The sequence below is a fragment of the Streptomyces sp. NPDC046881 genome (assembly GCF_040645015.1).
GTDB lineage: Bacteria > Actinomycetota > Actinomycetes > Streptomycetales > Streptomycetaceae > Streptomyces.
Genome location: NZ_JBEYXJ010000010.1, coordinates 42,588 through 62,834, shown reverse-complemented (window position 1 = coordinate 62,834; position 20,247 = coordinate 42,588). Strand labels below are relative to the sequence as shown.

At 73.7% G+C, this 20,247-nt stretch carries 16 protein-coding genes; 14 read left to right on the top strand and 2 right to left on the bottom strand.

The genetic code is table 11. The annotated features are described in order from the left end of the window. The first annotated feature begins 12 nt into the window (after positions 1-12). The 11 genes from ABZ923_RS07830 to ABZ923_RS07780 all read left to right on the top strand — a co-directional run bounded on the left by ABZ923_RS07830 (position 13) and on the right by ABZ923_RS07780 (position 14,432). Positions 13-957 carry an EamA family transporter gene (locus tag ABZ923_RS07830; RefSeq protein WP_361468134.1) on the top strand — a complete coding sequence of 315 codons (945 nt, stop codon included), beginning with the start codon at positions 13-15 and terminating at the stop codon, positions 955-957. A gap of 443 nt (positions 958-1,400) precedes the next feature. Continuing rightward, a complete protein-coding gene (locus ABZ923_RS07825; RefSeq protein ID WP_361468132.1) occupies positions 1,401-3,113 on the top strand; it encodes an NAD-dependent malic enzyme in 1,713 nt (570 codons plus the stop codon). Between the two features lie 60 nt (positions 3,114-3,173). After that, positions 3,174-3,968: a TIGR03084 family metal-binding protein gene (locus ABZ923_RS07820; protein WP_361468129.1), complete on the top strand. Its 795-nt coding sequence runs from the start codon at positions 3,174-3,176 to the stop codon at positions 3,966-3,968. Next, positions 3,965-5,641: an acyclic terpene utilization AtuA family protein gene (locus tag ABZ923_RS07815; RefSeq protein WP_361468127.1), complete on the top strand. Its 1,677-nt coding sequence runs from the start codon at positions 3,965-3,967 to the stop codon at positions 5,639-5,641. The genes ABZ923_RS07820 and ABZ923_RS07815 overlap by 4 nt, the downstream gene beginning before the upstream one ends. Continuing rightward, positions 5,638-7,236, top strand: a complete 1,599-nt coding sequence (locus ABZ923_RS07810; protein ID WP_361468124.1) for a carboxyl transferase domain-containing protein — start codon at positions 5,638-5,640, stop codon at positions 7,234-7,236. The genes ABZ923_RS07815 and ABZ923_RS07810 overlap by 4 nt, the downstream gene beginning before the upstream one ends. An 8-nt stretch (positions 7,237-7,244) precedes the next feature. Continuing rightward, positions 7,245-9,092, top strand: a complete 1,848-nt coding sequence (locus tag ABZ923_RS07805) for a biotin carboxylase N-terminal domain-containing protein (RefSeq protein WP_361468121.1) — start codon at positions 7,245-7,247, stop codon at positions 9,090-9,092. Positions 9,093-9,099: 7 nt separating this feature from the next. Then, positions 9,100-10,260, top strand: a complete 1,161-nt coding sequence (locus ABZ923_RS07800) for an acyl-CoA dehydrogenase family protein (protein ID WP_361468118.1) — start codon at positions 9,100-9,102, stop codon at positions 10,258-10,260. A gap of 23 nt (positions 10,261-10,283) precedes the next feature. Further along, the gene (locus ABZ923_RS07795) at positions 10,284-11,852 is read left to right on the top strand and encodes a 4-coumarate--CoA ligase family protein (RefSeq protein WP_361468116.1); all 1,569 of its coding nucleotides are present in this window, start codon (positions 10,284-10,286) and stop codon (positions 11,850-11,852) included. Then, complete coding sequence (locus ABZ923_RS07790; protein WP_361468114.1) at positions 11,849-12,595, top strand: enoyl-CoA hydratase family protein; 747 nt, start codon at positions 11,849-11,851, stop codon at positions 12,593-12,595. Before ABZ923_RS07795 ends, ABZ923_RS07790 begins: the two co-directional genes overlap by 4 nt. Continuing rightward, positions 12,583-13,188, top strand: a complete 606-nt coding sequence (locus ABZ923_RS07785) for a TetR/AcrR family transcriptional regulator (RefSeq protein ID WP_361468111.1) — start codon at positions 12,583-12,585, stop codon at positions 13,186-13,188. Before ABZ923_RS07790 ends, ABZ923_RS07785 begins: the two co-directional genes overlap by 13 nt. A 218-nt stretch (positions 13,189-13,406) precedes the next feature. Next, positions 13,407-14,432: a 2-oxoglutarate and iron-dependent oxygenase domain-containing protein gene (locus tag ABZ923_RS07780; protein ID WP_361468108.1), complete on the top strand. Its 1,026-nt coding sequence runs from the start codon at positions 13,407-13,409 to the stop codon at positions 14,430-14,432. Between the two features lie 81 nt (positions 14,433-14,513). Here the strand turns inward: ABZ923_RS07780 and ABZ923_RS07775 are convergent, their stop codons facing one another. Further along, positions 14,514-15,614 (bottom strand): citrate synthase 2, encoded by a 1,101-nt coding sequence (locus tag ABZ923_RS07775; protein WP_361468105.1) that lies wholly within the window; start codon positions 15,612-15,614, stop codon positions 14,514-14,516. A 176-nt stretch (positions 15,615-15,790) separates the two neighbouring features. Between ABZ923_RS07775 and pdxH the strand changes: the two genes are divergently transcribed. Continuing rightward, positions 15,791-16,477, top strand: coding sequence for a pyridoxamine 5'-phosphate oxidase (pdxH, locus tag ABZ923_RS07770; protein ID WP_361468103.1), 687 nt, complete (start codon positions 15,791-15,793; stop codon positions 16,475-16,477). A 379-nt stretch (positions 16,478-16,856) separates the two neighbouring features. Beyond that, entirely contained in the window at positions 16,857-18,251 is a 1,395-nt protein-coding gene (locus ABZ923_RS07765; protein WP_361468101.1) for a PAS domain-containing protein, read from the top strand. A 21-nt stretch (positions 18,252-18,272) separates the two neighbouring features. Here the strand turns inward: ABZ923_RS07765 and ABZ923_RS07760 are convergent, their stop codons facing one another. Beyond that, on the bottom strand, positions 18,273-19,028 hold the full coding sequence (locus ABZ923_RS07760) for an SIS domain-containing protein (RefSeq protein ID WP_361468100.1): 756 nt from the start codon (positions 19,026-19,028) through the stop codon (positions 18,273-18,275). Positions 19,029-19,276: 248 nt separating this feature from the next. Between ABZ923_RS07760 and ABZ923_RS07755 the strand changes: the two genes are divergently transcribed. Further along, a complete protein-coding gene (locus ABZ923_RS07755) occupies positions 19,277-19,969 on the top strand; it encodes a metal-dependent transcriptional regulator (RefSeq protein ID WP_361468097.1) in 693 nt (230 codons plus the stop codon). Positions 19,970-20,247 lie beyond the last annotated feature (278 nt).

Genomic DNA, 20,247 nt, shown 5'->3' with positions numbered 1-20,247 from the left:
CCAGGACCGCCCGTGACCGCCGCACCCAGCACCACATCGCCGTCCCAAGCCACCCCCGCCCCCTCCGGCGGCAGCGGCGGCTCCGGTCCCTTCGGCTCGCTCGGACCGGTCGGGCTGGTGCTGGCCGGCGGTATCTCGGTGCAGTTCGGCGGCGCGCTGGCGGTCACCCTGATGCCCCGGGCCGGTGCGCCGGGCGTGGTGACCCTGCGCCTCGTCGCGGCGGCGATCGTCCTGCTCCTGTTCTGCCGGCCCCGGCTGCGCGGCCACTCCCGCACGGACTGGGGCACGGTGGTCGTCTTCGGTATCGCCATGGGCGCGATGAACGGCCTGTTCTACGAGGCGGTGGACCGCATCCCGCTGGGCCCGGCGGTCACCCTGGAGGTCCTGGGCCCGCTGGCCCTCTCCGTCCTGGCCTCCCGCCGCGCGATCAACGCGCTCTGGGCCTGCCTGGCCCTCGCGGGCGTGTTCCTGCTCGGCGGCGGAGGCTTCGGCAACCTGGACCCCACAGGTGTCGCCTTCGCCCTGGGGGCCGGCGCCATGTGGGCTGCCTACATCATCTTCAGCGCCCGTACGGGCCGCCGCTTCCCGCAGGCCGACGGCCTGGCGCTGGCCATGGCCGTCGCCGCCCTCCTCTTCCTCCCCATCGGCATCGCCGACGCGGGCAGCCGCCTGCTCGACCCCACCACCGCCGCCCTCGGCTCGGCGGTGGCCCTGCTCTCCTCGGTCCTGCCGTACACCCTCGAACTCCTGGCCCTGCGCCGCCTGCCGGCCTCCACCTTCGCCATCCTCATGAGCCTGGAGCCCGCCCTCGCGGCCACGGCCGGCTTCCTCATCCTCGGCCAGTCCCTGTCCCCGGCCCAGGCCGCCGCGATCGCCCTGGTCATCGCGGCGAGCATCGGCGCGGTACGGACCCAGGTCGGCCGAGGCAAGGCCCCCGCACCCCCCGCCGCCCCCTGACCGGCCCCCCGCACACGAAGCCGTAACCGGCGCCCGCCCCCCTCTCCGTCCCCAGCGCCCCCCTCTCCGTCCTCGACGCCGTGCCCTCGTCCACGACGCCGTGCCCTCCGACCCCGGCGCGCGCTCTCCGTTCCCGGCACCCCCCTCCGTCCCCGACGCCGTGCTCTCGTCCACGACGCCGTGCCCTCCGTCCCCTACGCCCCCTCCCCGTCCCGGGCGCCGCGCTCACCGTCCCCGGCGCCCCCCTCCGTCCCCGGCGCCGCGCTCTCCGCCCCCGGCGCCGCGCCCCCGCCCCCGACGCCGCCCCCCGCCCCCGGCGGCTCCGGCGGCGCCGCGCCGGGCCCCGCACGACCCGGGGCACGCACCGCCTCCCTCCCCGAGGGTGGGATGCAGTCGGACCCGGGTTTGTGGAAACCCGGCGTGTCGACGGAAAGGCGGATCCCATGACCGATGCCCGTGACACCACCCGGAAGCCGCTGAGGATCGCCGCGCGCGGGCGGGCCGTGCTCGCCGACCCCCGGACCAACCGGGGTACGGCGTTCACCGAGGAGGAGCGGCGGGCCCTCGACCTGGTCGGGCTCGTACCGCCCCGCGTACTCACGCAGGACGAGCAGGCCGAACGCGCCTACGGCCAGTTCCGGGAGCAGCCGAGCGATCTGGCCAAGAGCGTGCATCTGACCGCCCTGCACGACCGCAACGAGGCGCTGTTCTACCGGCTGGTCGGCGACCACCTCGAAGAGATGCTGCCCATCGTGTACACCCCGACCGTGGGCACGGCGATCCGCCGCTACAGCACGGAGTACCGCCGCCCGCGCGGCGTCTACCTCTCCGTGGACGCCCCCGACGACATCGAGCGCTCGCTGCGGGCGAGCGGCCTGGGCGCCGACGACGTCGACCTGATCGTGGCCACGGACGGCGAGGGCATCCTCGGCATCGGCGACTGGGGCGTGGGCGGTATCGACATCGCGGTCGGCAAGCTGGCCGTCTACACGGCCGCCGCCGGCATCGACCCGCGCCGCACCCTGCCCGTCATGCTCGACGTCGGCACCAACCGCAAGGAACTCCTCGACAACCCCCTCTACCTCGGCAACCGGCACCCGCGCGCCGACCGTGACGCCTACGACGCCTTCATCGACGCCTACGTCACCGCCGCCACCCGGCTCTTCCCGAACGCCCTGCTGCACTGGGAGGACTTCGGCACCGCCAACGCCCGCCGCGTCCTCGACCGCTACCGCGACCGGGTGTGCACCTTCAACGACGACATCCAGGGCACCGGCGCCGTCAACCTCGCCGCCGTCCTGTCCGGCGTCCGCGCCACCGGCACGCCCCTGCCCGAGCACCGGATCGTCGTCTTCGGCGCGGGCACCGCCGGTATCGGCGTGGCCGACCAGCTGCGCGACGCCCTGATCGCGGAGGGGCTGTCCGAGGACGAGGCGCTCGCCCGCTTCTGGTGCGTCGACCGGTACGGCCTGCTCACCGCCGACCAGGGCGACCGGCTCCGTGACGTCCAGCGGCCGTACGCCCGCCCGGCCGGCGAGGCCGACGGCTGGCGCCGGGACGAGAGCCTGCCCGGCGTCCCGCTGGACGAGGTGGTCCGCCGGGTCCGCCCGACCATCCTGATCGGCACCTCCGGCCAGGGCGGCGCGTTCACCGAGGGCCTCGTCCGCGCCATGGCCGAGCACACCGAGCGGCCGATCATCCTGCCCATGTCCAACCCGACCGACCTCGCCGAGGCCACCCCAGCCGACCTGCTCGAATGGACCGGCGGCGCGGCGCTGGTGGCCACCGGCAGCCCGTTCGCGCCGGTCGAGCGGGACGGTACGGCGTACGAGATCGGGCAGGCCAACAACGCGCTGGTCTTCCCCGGGCTCGGCCTCGGCGCGATCGTCGCCCGCGCCTCCCGGATCACCGACCGCATGCTGCGCGCGGCGGCCGACGCGGTGGCCCGCCGCACCGGTGACACCGAGGTCGCGCACGCCGACGCGCCGGTCCTCCCGCCGATCCGCGACCTGCGTGCCACCTCGGAGGCGGTCGCCGTGGCCGTGGCCCGCGCGGCGGTGGACGAGGGTGTCGCCCGGGTCGGCCTGGACGACGTCGAGGCGGCGGTGCGGGCGGCCCGGTGGGAGCCGGTGTACCCGCCCGTGGAAGCGGTGTGACGGCCCGAAAATTATGCAAGCACGCTTGATTGTTTCTGGTGGCGCTGCCATGCTCCCCCCATGGCCGACCCGACGCCCGTCATCGACGACCTGCGTGCCGAGAGCGAGGAACTCGACCTGCTCGTGGCCGAGTTGACCCGGGACCGGTGGGCCCTGCCCACTCCGGCGCCCGGCTGGACCGTCGCCCACCAGATCGCGCACCTCGCCTGGACCGACCACTCGGCCCTGCTCGCCGTCACCGACGCCGGCGCCTTCCGGACGCTGGTGGAGAAGGCGCTGGCCGCCCCCGACTCGTTCGTGGACGAGGGGGCGGAGGAGGGCGCCGCGCAGCCGCCCGCCGACCTGCTGGCGGCCTGGCGCGCCGGGCGCACCGCCCTGGAGGAGGCCCTGCGCGGCGCACCGCCCGGCGCCCGCTTCCCCTGGTACGGCCCGCCCATGTCCGCCGCCTCCATGGCCACGGCCCGCCTCATGGAGACCTGGGCCCACGCGCTGGACGTCGCCGACGCCCTGGGTGTGGTGCGCCCACCCACCAACCGCCTCCGGCATGTGGCCCGACTCGGGGTACGGACCCGTGACTTCGCCTTCGGAGTGCACGGACTCACCCCGCCGGCCGAGGAGTTCCGGGTGGAACTCACCGCGCCGTCCGGCGAGGTGTGGGCGTACGGCCCCGAGGACGCCCCGCAACGCGTCACCGGGCCCGCCCTCGACTTCTGCCTCCTGGTCACCCAGCGCGCCCACCGCGGCGACCTCGCCCTGACGGCCGCGGGCCCGGACGCCGACCGCTGGCTCGGCATCGCCCAGGCCTTCGCGGGCCCGCCCGGCACCGGCCGCCCGCCGAAGGGGGCCGGCCGGTGAGGCCGCTGCGCATCGGCAACTTCTCCGGTTTCTACGGCGACCGCTTCGACGCCCTGCGCGAGATGCTCACCGGCGGCGAGGTGGACGTCCTCACCGGTGACTACCTCGCCGAACTCACCATGCTCATCCTCGGCCGCGACCGGCTGAAGGACCCGTCCGCCGGATACGCCCGCACCTTCCTGCGCCAGCTGGAGGACTGCCTCGGCCTGGCCCGGGAGCGCGGCGTGCGGATCGTCACGAACGCGGGCGGCCTCAACCCGGCCGGACTCGCCGACCGCGTCCGGGAGCTGGCGGACCGGCTCGGCGTCCCGGTGCGGGTCGCGCACGTCGAGGGCGACGACCTGGCCGCCACCCGTCCCGGCACCCTCGCCGCCCACGCCTACCTCGGCGGGTTCGGCATCGCCGCGTGCCTGCGGGCCGGCGCCGATGTGGTGATCACCGGCCGGGTGACCGACGCGGCCCTGGTCACCGGGCCCGCCGCGGCGCACTTCGGCTGGACACCCACGGAGTACGACCGGCTCGCCGGGGCCGTCGTGGCCGGGCACGTGCTGGAGTGCGGGACCCAGGCGACCGGCGGGAACTACGCGTTCTTCGGCGAGGGCGACGTACGCCGTCCCGGCTTCCCGCTCGCCGAGATCCACGCCGACGGCAGCAGCGTGATCACCAAGCACCCCGGCACCGGCGGCTTCGTGGACGTGGGCACGGTCACCGCCCAGCTGCTGTACGAGACCGGCGGCGCCCGGTACGCCGGGCCCGACGTCACCGCCCGGCTGGACACCGTGACGCTGCGCACGGAGGGGCCGGACCGGGTGCGGATCGAGGGGGTGCGCGGGGAGGCGCCGCCGCCCACGCTCAAGGCCGGGCTCAACCGGCTCGGCGGCTTCCGCAACGAGGTCGTCTTCGTCCTCACCGGACTCGACATCGAGGCCAAGGCGGCCCTGGTGCGGGAACAGCTCGACACCGCCCTCGCCAAGTCGCCGCCCCAGGAGGTCCGGTGGGACCTGGTGCGCACCGACCGGGCCGACGCGGACACCGAGGAGACGGCCAGCGCGCTGCTGCGGCTCGTCGTCCGCGACCCGGACCAGCAGGCCGTGGGCCGCGCGCTGAGCGGGGCCGCCGTGGAACTGGCACTCGCCAGCTACCCGGGCTTCCATGTGCTGTCCCCACCGGGAAAGGGCGCTCCCTATGGGGTGTTCGAGGATGTGTACGTGCCCCATGGGGACGTGGACCACAGGGCCGTCCTCCACGACGGACGCCGTATCCCTGTGCCGGCGCCCCAGGAGACGCGGCCCCTGGACGCCGTACCGCCTCCGCCCTTCCCGGAACCTCTCCCGCCCGGCCCGGTCCGGCGGGCGCCCCTCGGGCTGGTCGCCGGGGCACGCAGCGGGGACAAGGGCGGGAACGCCAACGTCGGGGTGTGGGCGCGGACGGACGAGGCCTGGCGGTGGCTCGCGCACACGCTGACCACCGAGACCTTCCGGCAGCTGCTGCCCGAGACCCGCGAACTGCCCGTCACCCGCCACCCGCTGCCGAACCTGCGCGCCCTCAACTTCGTCGTCGAGGGCATCCTCGGCGCCGGCGTCGCCGCGCAGGCCCGCTTCGACCCGCAGGCCAAGGCCCTCGGCGAATGGCTGCGCTCCCGCCACCTGGACATCCCGGAGACCCTGCTGTGACGGTTCTGCAGACCGCTCTCGACCCCACCGGCCCCGACTACCGGGCCCACCGCGCGGCCATGCTCGCCAAGCTCGACGAGCTGGCGGCCGAGCATGCCAAGGCCCTCGCGGGCGGCGGCGAGAAGTACGTCCAGCGGCACCGGGCGCGCGGCAAACTGCTCGCCCGCGAGCGCATCGAACTGCTGCTGGACCCCGACACCCCGTTCCTGGAGCTGTCCCCGCTGGCCGCCTGGGGCAGCGACCACCCCGTCGGCGCCTCGCTCGTCACCGGGATCGGCGTGGTCGAGGGCGTGGAGTGCCTGATCACCGCCAACGACCCGACCGTACGCGGCGGCGCCAGCAACCCCTGGAGCCTGAAGAAGGCCCTGCGCGCCAACGACATCGCGCTCGCCAACCGGCTGCCCTGCATCAGCCTGGTGGAGTCGGGAGGCGCCGACCTGCCGTCCCAGAAGGAGATCTTCATCCCGGGCGGGGCGATCTTCCGCGACCTCACCCGGCTCTCCGCCGCCGGCATCCCGACGATCGCCGTCGTCTTCGGCAACTCCACCGCCGGCGGCGCCTACATCCCCGGCATGTCCGACCACGTGATCATGGTCAAGGAGCGGGCGAAGGTGTTCCTCGGCGGGCCGCCGCTGGTCAAGATGGCCACCGGCGAGGAGAGCGACGACGAGTCCCTCGGCGGCGCCGAGATGCACGCGCGCGTGTCCGGCCTCGCCGACTACTTCGCCGTGGACGAGCCCGACGCGCTGCGCCAGGCCCGCCGCGTCGTGGCCCGCCTCAACCACCGCAAGGCCCACCCGGACCCCGGCCCGGCCGAGCCGCCCCGGTACGACCCCGAGGAGCTGCTCGGCATCGTCCCGGGCGACCTGAAGATCCCGTTCGACCCGCGCGAGGTCATCGCCCGGATCGTGGACGGCTCCGACTTCGACGAGTTCAAACCGCTGTACGGCACGAGCCTGGTGACCGGCTGGGCCGCCCTGCACGGCTACCCGGTCGGGGTGCTGGCCAACGCCCAGGGGGTCCTGTTCAGCGCGGAGTCGCAGAAGGCCGCCCAGTTCATCCAGCTCGCCAACCAGCGCGACATCCCGCTGCTGTTCCTGCACAACACCACCGGCTACATGGTCGGCAAGGAGTACGAGCAGGGCGGGATCATCAAACACGGCGCGATGATGATCAACGCGGTCAGCAACAGCCGGGTCCCGCACCTGTCGGTCCTCATGGGCGCGTCCTACGGCGCCGGGCACTACGGCATGTGCGGCCGCGCCTACGACCCCCGCTTCCTGTTCGCCTGGCCCAGCGCCAAGTCCGCCGTCATGGGCCCGCAGCAGCTCGCCGGCGTGCTGTCGATCGTCGCCCGGCAGTCCGCGGCGGCGAAGGGGCAGCCGTACGACGAGGACGCGGACGCGGCCCTGCGCGCCATGGTGGAGCAGCAGATCGAGTCCGAGTCGCTGCCCATGTTCCTGTCCGGGCGGCTGTACGACGACGGCGTCATCGACCCGCGCGACACCCGCACCGTCCTCGGCCTGTGCCTCTCCGCCCTGCACACCGCGCCCTACGAGGGCGCGCGCGGCGGCTTCGGCGTCTTCCGGATGTGAGGGATCACGTGATTTCCAGTGTGCTCGTCGCCAACCGGGGCGAGATCGCCTGCCGCATCTTCCGCACCTGCGCCGACCTCGGCATCCGCACGGTCGCGGTGCACTCCGACGCCGACGGGAACGCGCTCCACGCGCGCGTGGCCGACACGGCGGTACGGCTGCCGGGCGCCGCACCCGCGGAGACCTACCTGCGCGGCGACCTGATCGTGAAGGCGGCCCTCGCCGCCGGCGCCGACGCCGTGCACCCCGGGTACGGCTTCCTCTCCGAGAACCCCGGCTTCGCCCGCGCGGTCCGCGACGCCGGCCTGGTCTGGATCGGCCCGCCCCCGCAGGCCATCGAGGCCATGGCGTCCAAGACCCGCGCCAAGCGGCTGCTGGGCATCGAGCCCCTGTCCGAGGTGACCGAGGCCGACCTGCCCGTACTGGTGAAGGCGGCGGCGGGCGGCGGCGGGCGCGGGATGCGGATCGTGCGCCGCCTGGAGGAGCTGCCGGCCGCGCTGGAGGGCGCGCGCGCCGAGGCCGCGAGCGCCTTCGGTGACGGCGAGGTGTTCGTGGAGCCGTACCTCGAACACGGCCGTCATGTGGAGGTGCAGATCCTCGCCGACACCCACGGCACCGTCTGGCCGCTCGGCACCCGCGACTGCTCCCTCCAGCGCCGCCACCAGAAGGTGATCGAGGAGGCGCCGGCGCCCGGGCTCCCCCCGTCGCTCGCGGACGAACTGCGCACGCTGGCCGTACGCGCCGCCCGCGCCGTCTCCTACACCGGCGCCGGCACCGTCGAGTTCCTGGTCGCCGACGGCCGCGCCCACTTCCTGGAGATGAACACCCGCCTCCAGGTCGAACACCCCGTCACCGAGGCCGTGTTCGGCCTCGACCTGGTCGCGGAACAGATCAGGATCGCCGAGGGCCACGCCCTGGGGACCGAGCCCCCACACGCGCGGGGCCACGCGATCGAGGCCCGCCTCTACGCCGAGGACCCCGCCCGCGACTGGGCCCCCCAGACCGGCACCCTGCACCGCCTCGCCGTACCGGCCGGCGTCCGCCTGGACACCGGCTACACCGACGGCGACCCGATCGGAGTCCACTACGACCCGATGCTCGCCAAGGTCGTCGCGCACGCCCCCACGCGCGCGGAGGCGATCCGCAGGCTCGCCGGCGCCCTGGAGTCCGCCGCGATCCACGGTCCGGTCACCAACCGGGACCTGCTGGTGCGCTCCCTGCGGCACCCGGAGTTCACGGACGCCCGCATGGACACCGGCTTCTACGACCGCCACCTCGGCGAACTCGCCGAGCCCGCCACCGACCCCCACGCACCGCTGGCCGCCGCCCTCGCCGACGCCCACGGCCGCTCCCGCTTCGGCGGCTGGCGCAACGTACCCGCCCAGCCGCAGGTGAAGCGGTACGAGATGGCGGGGCAGGAGCACGAGGTCCGCTACCGGCACACCCGGGACGGCCTCGTGGCGGACGGGGTCCGGGTCGTCCACGCCGACGCGCACCTCGTCGTCCTCGAAGTCGACGGCGTGCAGCGCAGGTTCGCGGTGGCCCGGTACGGCGACCAGGTCCATGTGGGCGCCACCCGCCTCACCGCCCTGCCCCGCTTCCCCGACCCCGCCGCCCAGCTCGCCCCGGGCTCCCTGCTCGCGCCGATGCCCGGCACGGTCGTACGCGTCGCCGAAGGGCTGGCCGAAGGGGCAACGGTTCAGGCCGGTCAGGGCCTCATCTGGTTGGAGGCGATGAAGATGCAGCACGTGATCTCGGCGCCGACGACAGGAACGCTCACCGCCCTGCACGCCGAACCGGGCCGGCAGGTGGAGCCCGGCACCTTGCTGGCAGTAGTGCAGGAAACCTCTTCCTAGGAGCCCCATGACCGCCGTCATCGAATCCGAAGAGCACAAGGCCCTGCGATCCGCGGTGGCCGCCCTCGGCAAGCGCTACGGCCGCGCGTACCTCACCCGCACCGTCGCCGAGGGCAAGCCACCCGCCGAACTCTGGGCGGAGGCCGGCAAACTCGGCTACCTCGGCGTCAGCCTCCCCGAGGAGCACGGAGGCGGCGGCGGGGGCGTAGCCGACCTCGCCATCGTGCTGGAGGAACTGGGCGCCGCGGGCTCGCCCCTGCTCATGCTGGTCGTCTCCCCGGCCATCTGCGGCACCGTGATCTCCCGCTTCGGCACGGAGGACCAGAAGCGGACCTGGCTCCCCGGGATCGCCGACGGAACCCGCCTCATGGCCTTCGGCATCACCGAACCCGACGCCGGCTCCAACAGCCACCGCATCACCACCACCGCCCGCCGGGACGGCACCGACTGGCTGCTCACCGGCCGCAAGGTCTTCATCTCCGGGGTCGACATGGCCGACGCCGTCCTGATCGTCGGCCGGACCGAAGACGCCCGCACCGGCAGCCTCAAGCCCTGCCTGTTCATCGTGCCGACGGACGCCGAAGGCTTCCAGAAGCGCCCCATCGACATGGAACTGAGCGCGGCGGAGAAACAGTTCGAGCTGGTCCTGGACGACGTACGGCTGCCCGCCGACGCACTCGTCGGCGACGAGGACGCAGGACTCCTCCAACTGTTCGCGGGCCTCAACCCCGAGCGGATCATGACCGCCGCGTTCGCCATCGGCATGGGCCGGTACGCCCTGTCCAAAGCCGTCGAGTACGCCCGCGACCGCACGGTGTGGAAGGCCCCCATCGGCGCCCACCAGGCCATCGCGCACCCCCTCGCGCAGGCCCACATCGACCTGGAACTGGCCCGGCTGATGACGCAGAAAGCGGCACACCTCTACGACGCCGGCGACGACATCGGCGCGGGCGAGGCCGCCAACATGGCCAAGTACGCGGCCGGGGAGGCCTGCGTGAAGGCCGTCGACCAGGCCGTGCACACCCTCGGCGGCAACGGCCTCACCCGGGAATTCGGGCTCGCCTCGCTGATAACGGCAGCGCGCGTGGCTCGTATCGCCCCGGTGAGCCGGGAGATGATTCTCAACTACGTCTCCCACCAGACCCTGGGCCTGCCCAAGTCCTACTGAGGCGGCCCGTGCGAGGAGGAACCGTGTTCCGCAGCGAGTACGCAGACGTTCCGCCCGTAGAACTCCCCATCCACGAAGCCGTCCTGGGCCACGCCGCCGCCTTCGGCGACCGGCCCGCCCTCATCGACGGCACGGACGGCACCACCCTCACGTACGAGCAGGTGGACCGGTTCCACCGGCGCCTGGCCGCCGCCCTCGCCGACACCGGCGTCCGCAAGGGCGACGTCCTCGCCCTGCACAGCCCCAACACGATCACCTTCCCGACCGCCTTCTACGCGGCCACGCGCGCGGGCGCCACCGTCACCACCGTGCACCCGCTCGCCACCGCCGAGGAGTTCGCCAAACAGCTCGGCGACAGCGGCGCGCGCTGGATCGTCACCGTCTCCCCCCTGCTGCAGACCGCCCGCCGGGCCGCCGAGATCGCGGGCGGCGTACGGGAGATCCTCGTGTGCGACAGCGCGTCCGGCCACCGCTCGCTGATCGACCTGCTCGCCACCACCGCCCCCGAACCCGAGCCCGGCATCGACCCGGCCGAGGACATCGCCGCACTGCCGTACTCCTCCGGCACCACCGGCACCCCCAAGGGCGTCATGCTCACCCACCGGCAGATCGCCACCAACCTCGCCCAGCTGGAACCCGCCGTCCCCGCCGGACCCGGCGACCGCATCCTCGCCGTCCTGCCCTTCTTCCACATCTACGGCCTCACCGCCCTGATGAACGCGCCCCTGCGCAAGGGCGCCACCGTCGTCGTCCTGCCGCGCTTCGACCTGGAGACCTTCCTCGCCGCGATCGAGAAGCACCGCATCACCGGCCTGTACGTCGCCCCGCCGATCGTCCTCGCCCTCGCCAAGCACCCGGCGGTCAGCCGCTACGACCTCTCCTCGCTGCGGTACGTCATCAGCGCCGCCGCCCCGCTGGACGCCCGGCTCGCCCTCGCCTGCGCCGAACGCCTCGGCCTGCCCCCGATCGGCCAGGCCTACGGCATGACCGAACTGTCCCCCGGCACCCATGTCGTCCCCCTGGACCGGCTCCGCGAGGCCCCCGCCGGCACGGTCGGCCGGCTCATCGCCGGCACCGAGATGCGGATCGTCTCCCTGGACGACCCCGGCAAGGACCTCGGCACCGGCGAACCCGGCGAGATCCTCATCCGCGGCCCCCAGGTGATGAAGGGCTACCTCGGCCGCCCCGACGCCACCGCCGCCCTGATCGACACCGACGGCTGGCTGCACACCGGGGACGTCGGACACGTCGACGCCGACGGCTGGCTGTTCGTCGTCGACCGCGTGAAGGAACTGATCAAGTACAAGGGCTTCCAGGTGGCCCCCGCCGAACTGGAGGCCCTCCTGCTCACCCACCCCGGCATCGCCGACGCCGCCGTCATCGGCGCCCACAACGACGACGGCAACGAGATCCCGCACGCCTTCGTCGTCCGCCACCCCACCGCCGGCGACCTCACCGAGAACGACGTCCTGCTGTACGTCGCCGAACGCGTCGCCCCCTACAAACGCGTCCGCCGGATCACCTTCATCGACACCGTCCCGCGCGCCGCCTCCGGCAAGATCCTGCGCCGGCAGCTCAGGGAGCACACATGACCGACCCCACCCCGCTGATCGGCCGCACGCACGCGCGTGCCGTCCACACCCTCAGCCTCGACGCCACCGGCACCCGCAACGCCCTGTCCGCCGCGCTCGTCACCGAACTCGCCGACGCCCTCACCGACTGCGGCAAGGACCCGGACGTACGGGCCGTGGTCCTCACCCACACCGGCACGACGTTCTGCGCCGGCGCGGACCTGCGCGACCCGCCCGACCCCGACGCCCTGGTGGCCCTGCTCCGGCAGATCGTCGAACTGCCCAAACCGGTCCTAGCCCGGGTCACCGGTCACGTCCGCGCCGGCGGTCTCGGCCTGCTCGCCGCCTGCGACATCGCCGCCGCCTCCACCGACGCCACCTTCGCCTTCACCGAGGTACGCATCGGCGTCGCCCCCGCCGTGATCTCCCTGCCGGTGATCCCGCGCGCCGACCCCCGCGCCCTCGCCCGCTACTACCTCACCGGCGAACGCTTCGGCCCCGCCGAGGCCGTACGCCTGGGCCTGCTGACGGCGGCCGCGGACGACGTCGACACCGCCCTCGCCCCCGTCCTGGACGGCCTGCGCCACTCCGCCCCGCAGGCCCTGGCCGAGACGAAACGGCTGCTCACGGCTAGGGTGCTGGAGACATTCGACCGCGACGCGGCCGAGCTGACCGCGCTCTCGGCCCGGCTGTTCGCCTCCCCCCAGGCCCGGGAGGGAATGACGGCCTTCCTGGAAAGACGTGATGCGGCATGGGTGGTGTGAGTACGACCGAACGCGACCGCGTTCCCAAGCAGGACCGCAGCCGGGCCACCCGGCAGCGGCTCCTGGAGGCCGCCGTGGCCTGCCTCGCCGAGCACGGCTGGGCGGGCTCCACGGTCGCCGCCGTCGCCGAACGCGCCGGCGTCTCCCGGGGCGCCGCCCAGCACCACTTCCCGACCCGGGAGGACCTCTTCACCGCCGCCGTCGAATACGTCTCCGAGGAACGCTCCCTCGCCCTGCGCGCCCTCTTCCCGGACGGCCCCGCCGACCGCCGGGCCGTCGTCGCGGCCCTGGTCGACCTCTACACCGGCCCCCTCTTCCGCGCCGCCCTGCACCTGTGGGTCGCCGCCTCCGACGAAGACCAGCTGCGCCCGCGCGTCACCGAGCTGGAGGCCCGCGTCGGCCGCGAGACCCACCGCATCGCCGTCGAACTCCTCGGCGCCGACGAATCCCGCCCCGGCGTCCGCGAAACCGTCCAGGGCCTCCTCGACATGGCCCGCGGCCTCGGCCTCGCCAACCTGCTCACCGACGACACCGCCCGCCGCGAACGCGTCGTCGCCCAGTGGGCGGCCCTGCTGGACGAAGCTCTGGGCTGAGGGGGAGCGATCCCGGGGGCGCGTTACCCTTGGCCCATGCTTCCGATGCTCGTCCGCCGCCGCCACGTGGACTACGTGCGCGTCACGAGCATGGGCTGTCGTCACCTCTCCGCCTGACCAGCCCCCCGCAGCACCCTTCTTCTTCCCTTTTTCCGGCACCCGGGGGCCCGCCCTACCCTCGGCGGCCACCCGTGCCCCGTACACCCAGCGGACGCACCATGACCACGCACACAGCGACGTCGTACCACCAGCTCCCGATCATCGACCTGTCGGCCGCCGACCGCGGCCCCCAGGCCCGGTCCCTGCTCCACGCCCAGCTGCACAGCGCCGCCCATGACGTCGGCTTCTTCCAGCTCGTCGGACACGGCGTCACCCGGGCCGAGACCGACGCGCTGCTCACCGCCATGCGCGCCTTCTTCGCCCTCCCCGAGGCCGACCGGCTCGCCCTCGACAACGTCGGCTCCCCGCACTTCCGCGGCTACACCCGCACCGGCGACGAGCGCACCGGCGGCGCCCGCGACTGGCGCGACCAGCTCGACATCGGCGCCGAACGCCCCGCCCGGGCCCCCGGCCCCGGCGAGCCCCCGTACTGGTGGCTGCAGGGCCCCAACCAGTGGCCGGCCGCCCTGCCCGAACTGCGCACGGCCGCCCTCGCCTGGATCGACCGGCTGAGCGAGGTCGCCCACCGCCTCCTGCACGAACTGCTGACCGCCATCGGCGCCCCGGCCGACTTCTACGACCCGGTCTTCGGCCCGCACGCCCACCCGCACCTCAAGCTCGTCCGCTACCCCGGCAGCGCGGACGACGGCACCGGCCAGGGCGTCGGCGCCCACAAGGACTACGGCTTCCTGACCCTGCTCCTGCAGGACACGGTCGGCGGCCTCCAGGTCCAGCGCGAGGACGGCCGCTTCCACGACGTACCGCCCATCGAGGGCGCGTTCGTCGTCAACCTCGGCGAACTGCTGGAGGTGGCGACCAACGGCTACCTGCTCGCCACCAACCACCGCGTGGTCAGCCCGCCCGGCGCGACGGAACGCTTCTCGGTCCCGTTCTTCTACAACCCCCGCCTCGACGCGAGGATCGCCCCGCTCCCCTTCCCCCACGCGTCGACGGCCCCCGGCATCACGACGGACCCGACGAACCCCCTGTACGCCGAGTACGGCTACAACGAACTCAAGGGCAAGCTCAGGGCCCACCCGCTGGTGGCGCAGCGACACCACGGGAGCCTTCTGACACCGGCGTGAGCAGCCCGCCGAAGGAGCGCGGGAAACCACGCGACCGGCCACAGCCGGCCCGCGGTCGCCCGCGCTCCCGAGGCACCCCTCTCAGTGGGCGATGTCCTCGTACCCCTCGATGTCCTCGGGCCGCCGCGGACCCGGCCCCACGTACCGCGCGGACGGCCGCACCAGCCTCCCCGTCCGCTTCTGCTCCAGGATGTGCGCCGACCACCCGGCGGTCCTCGCGCACGTGAACATCGACGTGAACATGTGCGCGGGCACCTCGGCGAAGTCCAGCATGATCGCCGCCCAGAACTCCACGTTCGTGGCCAGCACCCGGTCCGGCCGCCGGTTGTGCAGCTCCTCCAGCGCGGCCTTCTCCAGCGCCTCGGCCACCTCGAACCGCGGAGCACCCAGCTCCCGGGCCGTACGCCGCAGCACCCGCGCCCGCGGGTCCTCCGCCCGGTACACCCGGTGCCCGAAGCCCATCAGCCGCTCACCACGGTCCAGGGTCTGCTTCACGTACGCCTCCGCGTCCCCCGTGCGCTCGATCTCCTCGATCATCCCGAGCACCCGCGACGGCGCACCGCCGTGCAGCGGACCGGACATCGCGCCCACCGCACCGGACAGCGCGGCGGCCACGTCCGCCCCCGTGGAGGCGATGACCCGCGCGGTGAACGTGGAGGCGTTCATGCCGTGCTCGGCGGCGGAGGTCCAGTAGGCGTCCACGGCCGCGACGTGCTTGGGATCCGGCTCCCCGCGCCACCGGATCATGAACCGCTCCACCACCGAGCTCGCCTTGTCGATCTCCCGCTGCGGCACCATCGGCAGCCCCTGCCCGCGCGCCGACTGGGCGACGTACGACAGCGCCATGACGGCGGCGCGCGCCAGGTCCTCGCGGGCCTGCCGCTCGTCGATGTCGAGCAGCGGACGCAGCCCCCAGACGGGCGCCAGCATGGCGAGCGCCGACTGCACGTCCACGCGGATGTCACCGGAGTGCACGGGGATCGGGAACGGCTCGGCGGGCGGCAGTCCGGGGTTGAAGGCGCCGTCGACCAGCAGCCCCCACACGTTCCCGAACGAGACGTGCCCGACCAGGTCCTCGATGTCGACGCCCCGGTAGCGCAGGGCACCGCCCTCCTTGTCCGGTTCGGCGATCTCCGTCTCGAACGCGACGACTCCTTCGAGCCCGGGTACGAAATCGGACATCAGGCGGCTCCTCGTGATGTGTGGGCGGCGGTCACCCCGGTGATGCCCCGATCTGCCGGTGGTCACCCGTGGTCAACCCAACCGCAAAGGGAGCAGAACGATAACTCCCGGTGCCATGGATGGGGAGACCACACGACACCCGGTGCCATACCCGTTCGATACGGCAAGATGACCGCGTGACCGACCGCGACCCGCTTCTGGACCCCGTCCTCGACCCCGCCGCCATGCGCAAGCAGTACCGGGCCGACGGCCTCGCCGAAGAGGACCTCGCCACCCATCCCATGGACCAGTTCGCCCGCTGGTTCGAGGATGCCGCCCGGGCGGCCCTGCACGGCACCCTCTACGAACCCAACGCGATGGTCGTCTCCACGGCGGACGCGACGGGCCGCCCGAGCGCCCGCACGGTGCTCATGAAGCAGTACGACACCGAGGGCTTCGTCTTCTTCACCAACTACGAGTCCCGCAAGGGCCGCGACCTCGCGGAGAACCCCCACGTCTCGCTGCTCTTCCCGTGGCACCCGCTGGCCCGCCAGGTCATCGTCACCGGCACCGCCCGGCGCACCGGCCGCGACGAGACCGCCGCCTACTTCCGCACCCGCCCGCACGGCTCCCAGCTGGGCGCCTGGGCCAGCGCCCAGTCCGCGGTGATCGCCTCCCGCAGCGAACTCGACACGGCCTACGCCGAACTCGCCGCCCGCTACCCCGAGGACGAACAGGTCCCCGTCCCGCCGCACTGGGGCGGCTTCCGCATCGTTCCGGAGACGATCGAGTTCTGGCAGGGCCGCGCGAACCGCCTCCACGACCGCCTGCGCTACGTCGCCCGGCCCGACGGCACCTGGCGGGTCGAACGCCTCAGCCCCTGACGGCGACCGCCCCCGAAAACGCAGACGACCCGCGGGCTGGGTTCCTCAAGGAGGAGCCGGCCGGACGTACCGGCAGCCCGCGGGTCGGGTGACTGCTTGGGATTGGGCCGGCTGCACGCATCTGTCGCATGCTGGTCCGGCACCGCACATGGTGTGGGGACGGGCCGCTAGCCCGCAGCCACCTCACGCGTCCGGTATCCATACATCTGCCGAACCACCTCCCTTCTCGTGTACCCGACACCCTAAGAAGCCGACGAGGAGGGCTCAACCGGTTTTCTTGCGGGAACAGTATGTGGGGTGGGTCACGTTCCAGTTGAATGAGGGCCAGTGAGCGAACCGAGCGCCGTGCGCGCGCGGACGTGGTTTCCAGGGGGTCCAGGTGAGTGCTTCGCGGCGGAGTGGGACCACGGACGAGCTGGGGCCGGACGAGCCCGGTGAGTCCGGCGGATCCGATCTGCTCGCCGCGCTGCTGGACGGCATGGACGCGGCCCTGTGCGCCTTCGACGCCGACGGGGTCGTGACCCACTGGAACCGGGAGGCCGAGCGGATCCTGGGGTGGACGGCCGCCGAGGCCGTCGGGCGGCACGGGTTCGCCGGCTGGGCGGTGCGCAGCGCCGACGCCGGGGACGTGCAGGCCCGCCTGATGTCGGCGATGCACGCGCCGGGCCGGCAGGTGCACGAGTTCGCGCTGGTCACCAAGGGCGGCGGGCGGGTGCTCGTACGGACCCAGTCGGCCGCCGTGCGGGGGCCCGACGGGAAGCCCGCCGGGGTGTACTGCGCGTTCAGCGAGGTGCACGCGCAGATCGATCTGGAGCGGTCGATCGCGTTGAGCGAGGCGCTGTTCGAGGACGCGTCCTGGGGTGTCGTCCTGGTCGACGCCGATCTGCGGCCCGCCCTGGTGAACGCGCACGCGGCCCGGGCGCTGGGGGTGGGCCGCACGTCCGTGCTGGGGCGTCCGCTGGGCGAGCTGCTCACCCAGGGCGTGGAGGAACTGGAGGCGGCGCTGATCCACGTCCTCGCCGAGGGTGCGCCGCCCGCGCCGGCCGAGATGTGGGTGACCGTCCGCAGCCCGGAGGGCGAGCGGCGGCGCTGCTGGCGCAGCGGGTTCCTGCGGCTGGCCTCGCCGCTCGCGGAGGAGCCCGTGCCGCTCGGGGTGGGCTGGCTGTTCGAGGACGTCACCGAGGCCAAGCACAGTGAGCAGGAGGCGGCCCTGCTGCGGTTCCGGACGAGCCAGCTGCACCGCGCGGCCCGGGCCGCGGCCGAGTGCGAGGACCCGGCGGAGGCGGCCACCGTCCACCTGGACTTCGCCCTCGCCGGCTTCGCCGACCACGCCCTCGTCGACCGGGTGGCGGGCGGTCCGCGCGCGGAGGGCGAGGCCGCCCCGGGCCCGGTCCGGCTGGTCCGGCTCGCCGCCACGCCCGCCGGGGCACCGGGGCCGAGCCTGCTCACGGGCGCGGCCGGACTGCCCGTGCGCTACCCGGAGGAGCATCCGGCGCTGCGGTGCGTGGAGCGGGCCGGGACGGTGCGCGCGGACGCGGGGCCGGTGTCGCCCGAACGGGCGCGGGAGTGGGCGCTGGAGCGGCAGTGGCCCGGTGACGCGGTGCACGCGCTGTGCGCGGTGCTGCGCAGCCGGGGGCGCACGCTGGGCGTGGTGACCTTCCTGCGCACCGCCGGCCGCAGCCGCTTCGAGCGTTCCGACACGGCCTACGCCGAGGACGTGGCCGTACGGATCGCGACGTCGCTGGACCTGGCGGAGGCGGTGCGGGACCGGTAGCGCGCCGGTGCCGGTGCCGTGTCAGTGGCGGTAGAAGATCCGGTCGCCGTACTCCGTCATCACCCGGCTGTTCCACTCGTGGCCGCCGTCGACGTTGCCGGAGCGCAGCAGCGGGGGTTCGATGCCGCGGTCGGCGAGGGTGGCGGCGGTGGTCGCCAGGACGGCCTGCATCAGGGCGGTGGTGACGACCGTGGAGGCAGGGGCGAACGGCGCCGGGATGGTGTCGAGGGTGAGTTCCGCGTCGCCGACGGCGATCTTCGAGTCGAGGACGATGTCGCAGTGGTCCTTGAGGAAGGTGCCGGAGGCGTGCCGGGACTTCGTCTCCGTGGCGTACGCCACCGAGGTCACGCCGATGACCTTCACGCCGAGGGCGCGGGCGCCCCGGGCCATCTCCACGGGCAGGGCGTTGCGCCCGGAGAGCGAGATGATCACGAGGGCGTCGCCGGCGCGGACCGGGGAGGTGTCCAGGACGGCGCTCGCGAGGCCGTCGACGCGTTCGAGGGCGGAGCCGAGCGTGGCCGGGGTGACGTCGACGCCGACGACGCCGGGTACGGCGAGCAGGTTCATGAGGGCGAGGCCGCCCGCGCGGTAGACGACGTCCTGTGCGGCCAGCGAGGAGTGCCCGGCACCGAAGGCGAACAGGCGGCCGCCGGCCGCGACGGTGTCGGCGAGCAGGGTGCCGGCCGCGGTGATCGCTTCGGCCTCCTCGTCGCGGACCCGTTGCAGCAGGCCGATGGCGGCGTCGAAGAACAGGTCGGCCGGCGTGCCGTCGCTCATGCGGTGCCCCTTCGCAGCGTCTGTGTCGCGGATCACGGTGCGGTCTGGACCATCGCGGTGTCAATACGGCCGGAGGGTGGGGAGCGCTCCGCGGGCGGGCCCGCGCCCCCGCGGTCGGAAACGGTCCCGCGTCCCTCGCCGGGGCCCCGTTTCCCCGGTACCGCCCGCTTGTCAGTGGGATCCGGCAGAATTGGTGCCAGGGCCAGCGCACGCGGCCGGCGGCCGGCAGAGGTAATCGAGGGGCACGTATGTCCGGACTGATCGACACCACGGAGATGTATCTCCGCACCATCCTCGAACTCGAAGAGGAAGGCGTCGTCCCCATGCGCGCCCGCATCGCGGAGCGGCTGGACCAGAGCGGGCCGACGGTGAGCCAGACGGTGGCGCGGATGGAGCGCGACGGCCTGGTCTCCGTGGCCAGCGACCGGCACCTGGAGCTGACGGACGAGGGCCGCCGGCTGGCGACGCGCGTGATGCGCAAGCACCGCCTGGCCGAGTGTCTGCTCGTGGACGTGATCGGGCTGGAGTGGGAGCAGGTGCACGCGGAGGCGTGCCGCTGGGAGCACGTGATGAGCGAGGCCGTCGAGCGCCGCGTGCTGGAGCTGCTGCGGCACCCCACCGAGTCGCCGTACGGCAACCCGATCCCGGGCCTGGAGGAGCTGGGCGAGAAGGACGGGGCGGACCCGTTCCTGGACGCGAGCATGGTGTCGCTGGCCGACCTGGACCCGGGTTCGGACGGCAAGACGGTCGTCGTCCGCCGCATCGGCGAGCCGATCCAGACGGACGCGCAGTTGATGTACACGCTGCGGCGGGCGGGTGTGCAGCCCGGTTCCGTGGTGAGCGTGACGGAGTCGCCCGGCGGTGTGCTGGTGGGCAGCGGTGGCGAGGCGGCCGAGCTGGAGGCGGACATCGCCTCCCACGTGTTCGTCGCCAAGCGCTGACAAGGAGAGGGCCCCGGCGCTGAGCGGCGCCGGGGCCTGTCCTCCCCTGTGCTGACCCGGAGCCCCGAGCTCTCAGGGTCATTCCCCTCGGACCGGCTTTTCCCCGAGCGGTCCGCCTCCTGCCAGAAAGATCCCCTCGGCTGCGGCGATCATTCCTGGGGAGGTGTCACTCGAATGAGGGGTGTTGTCCGCGGAGACGCAATTTTCGAATAGGTATTCGATAGCCTGAAGCAGCTGGACGACGAGGTCCTCCACGACGAGGCAGGCGGAGCACTGGG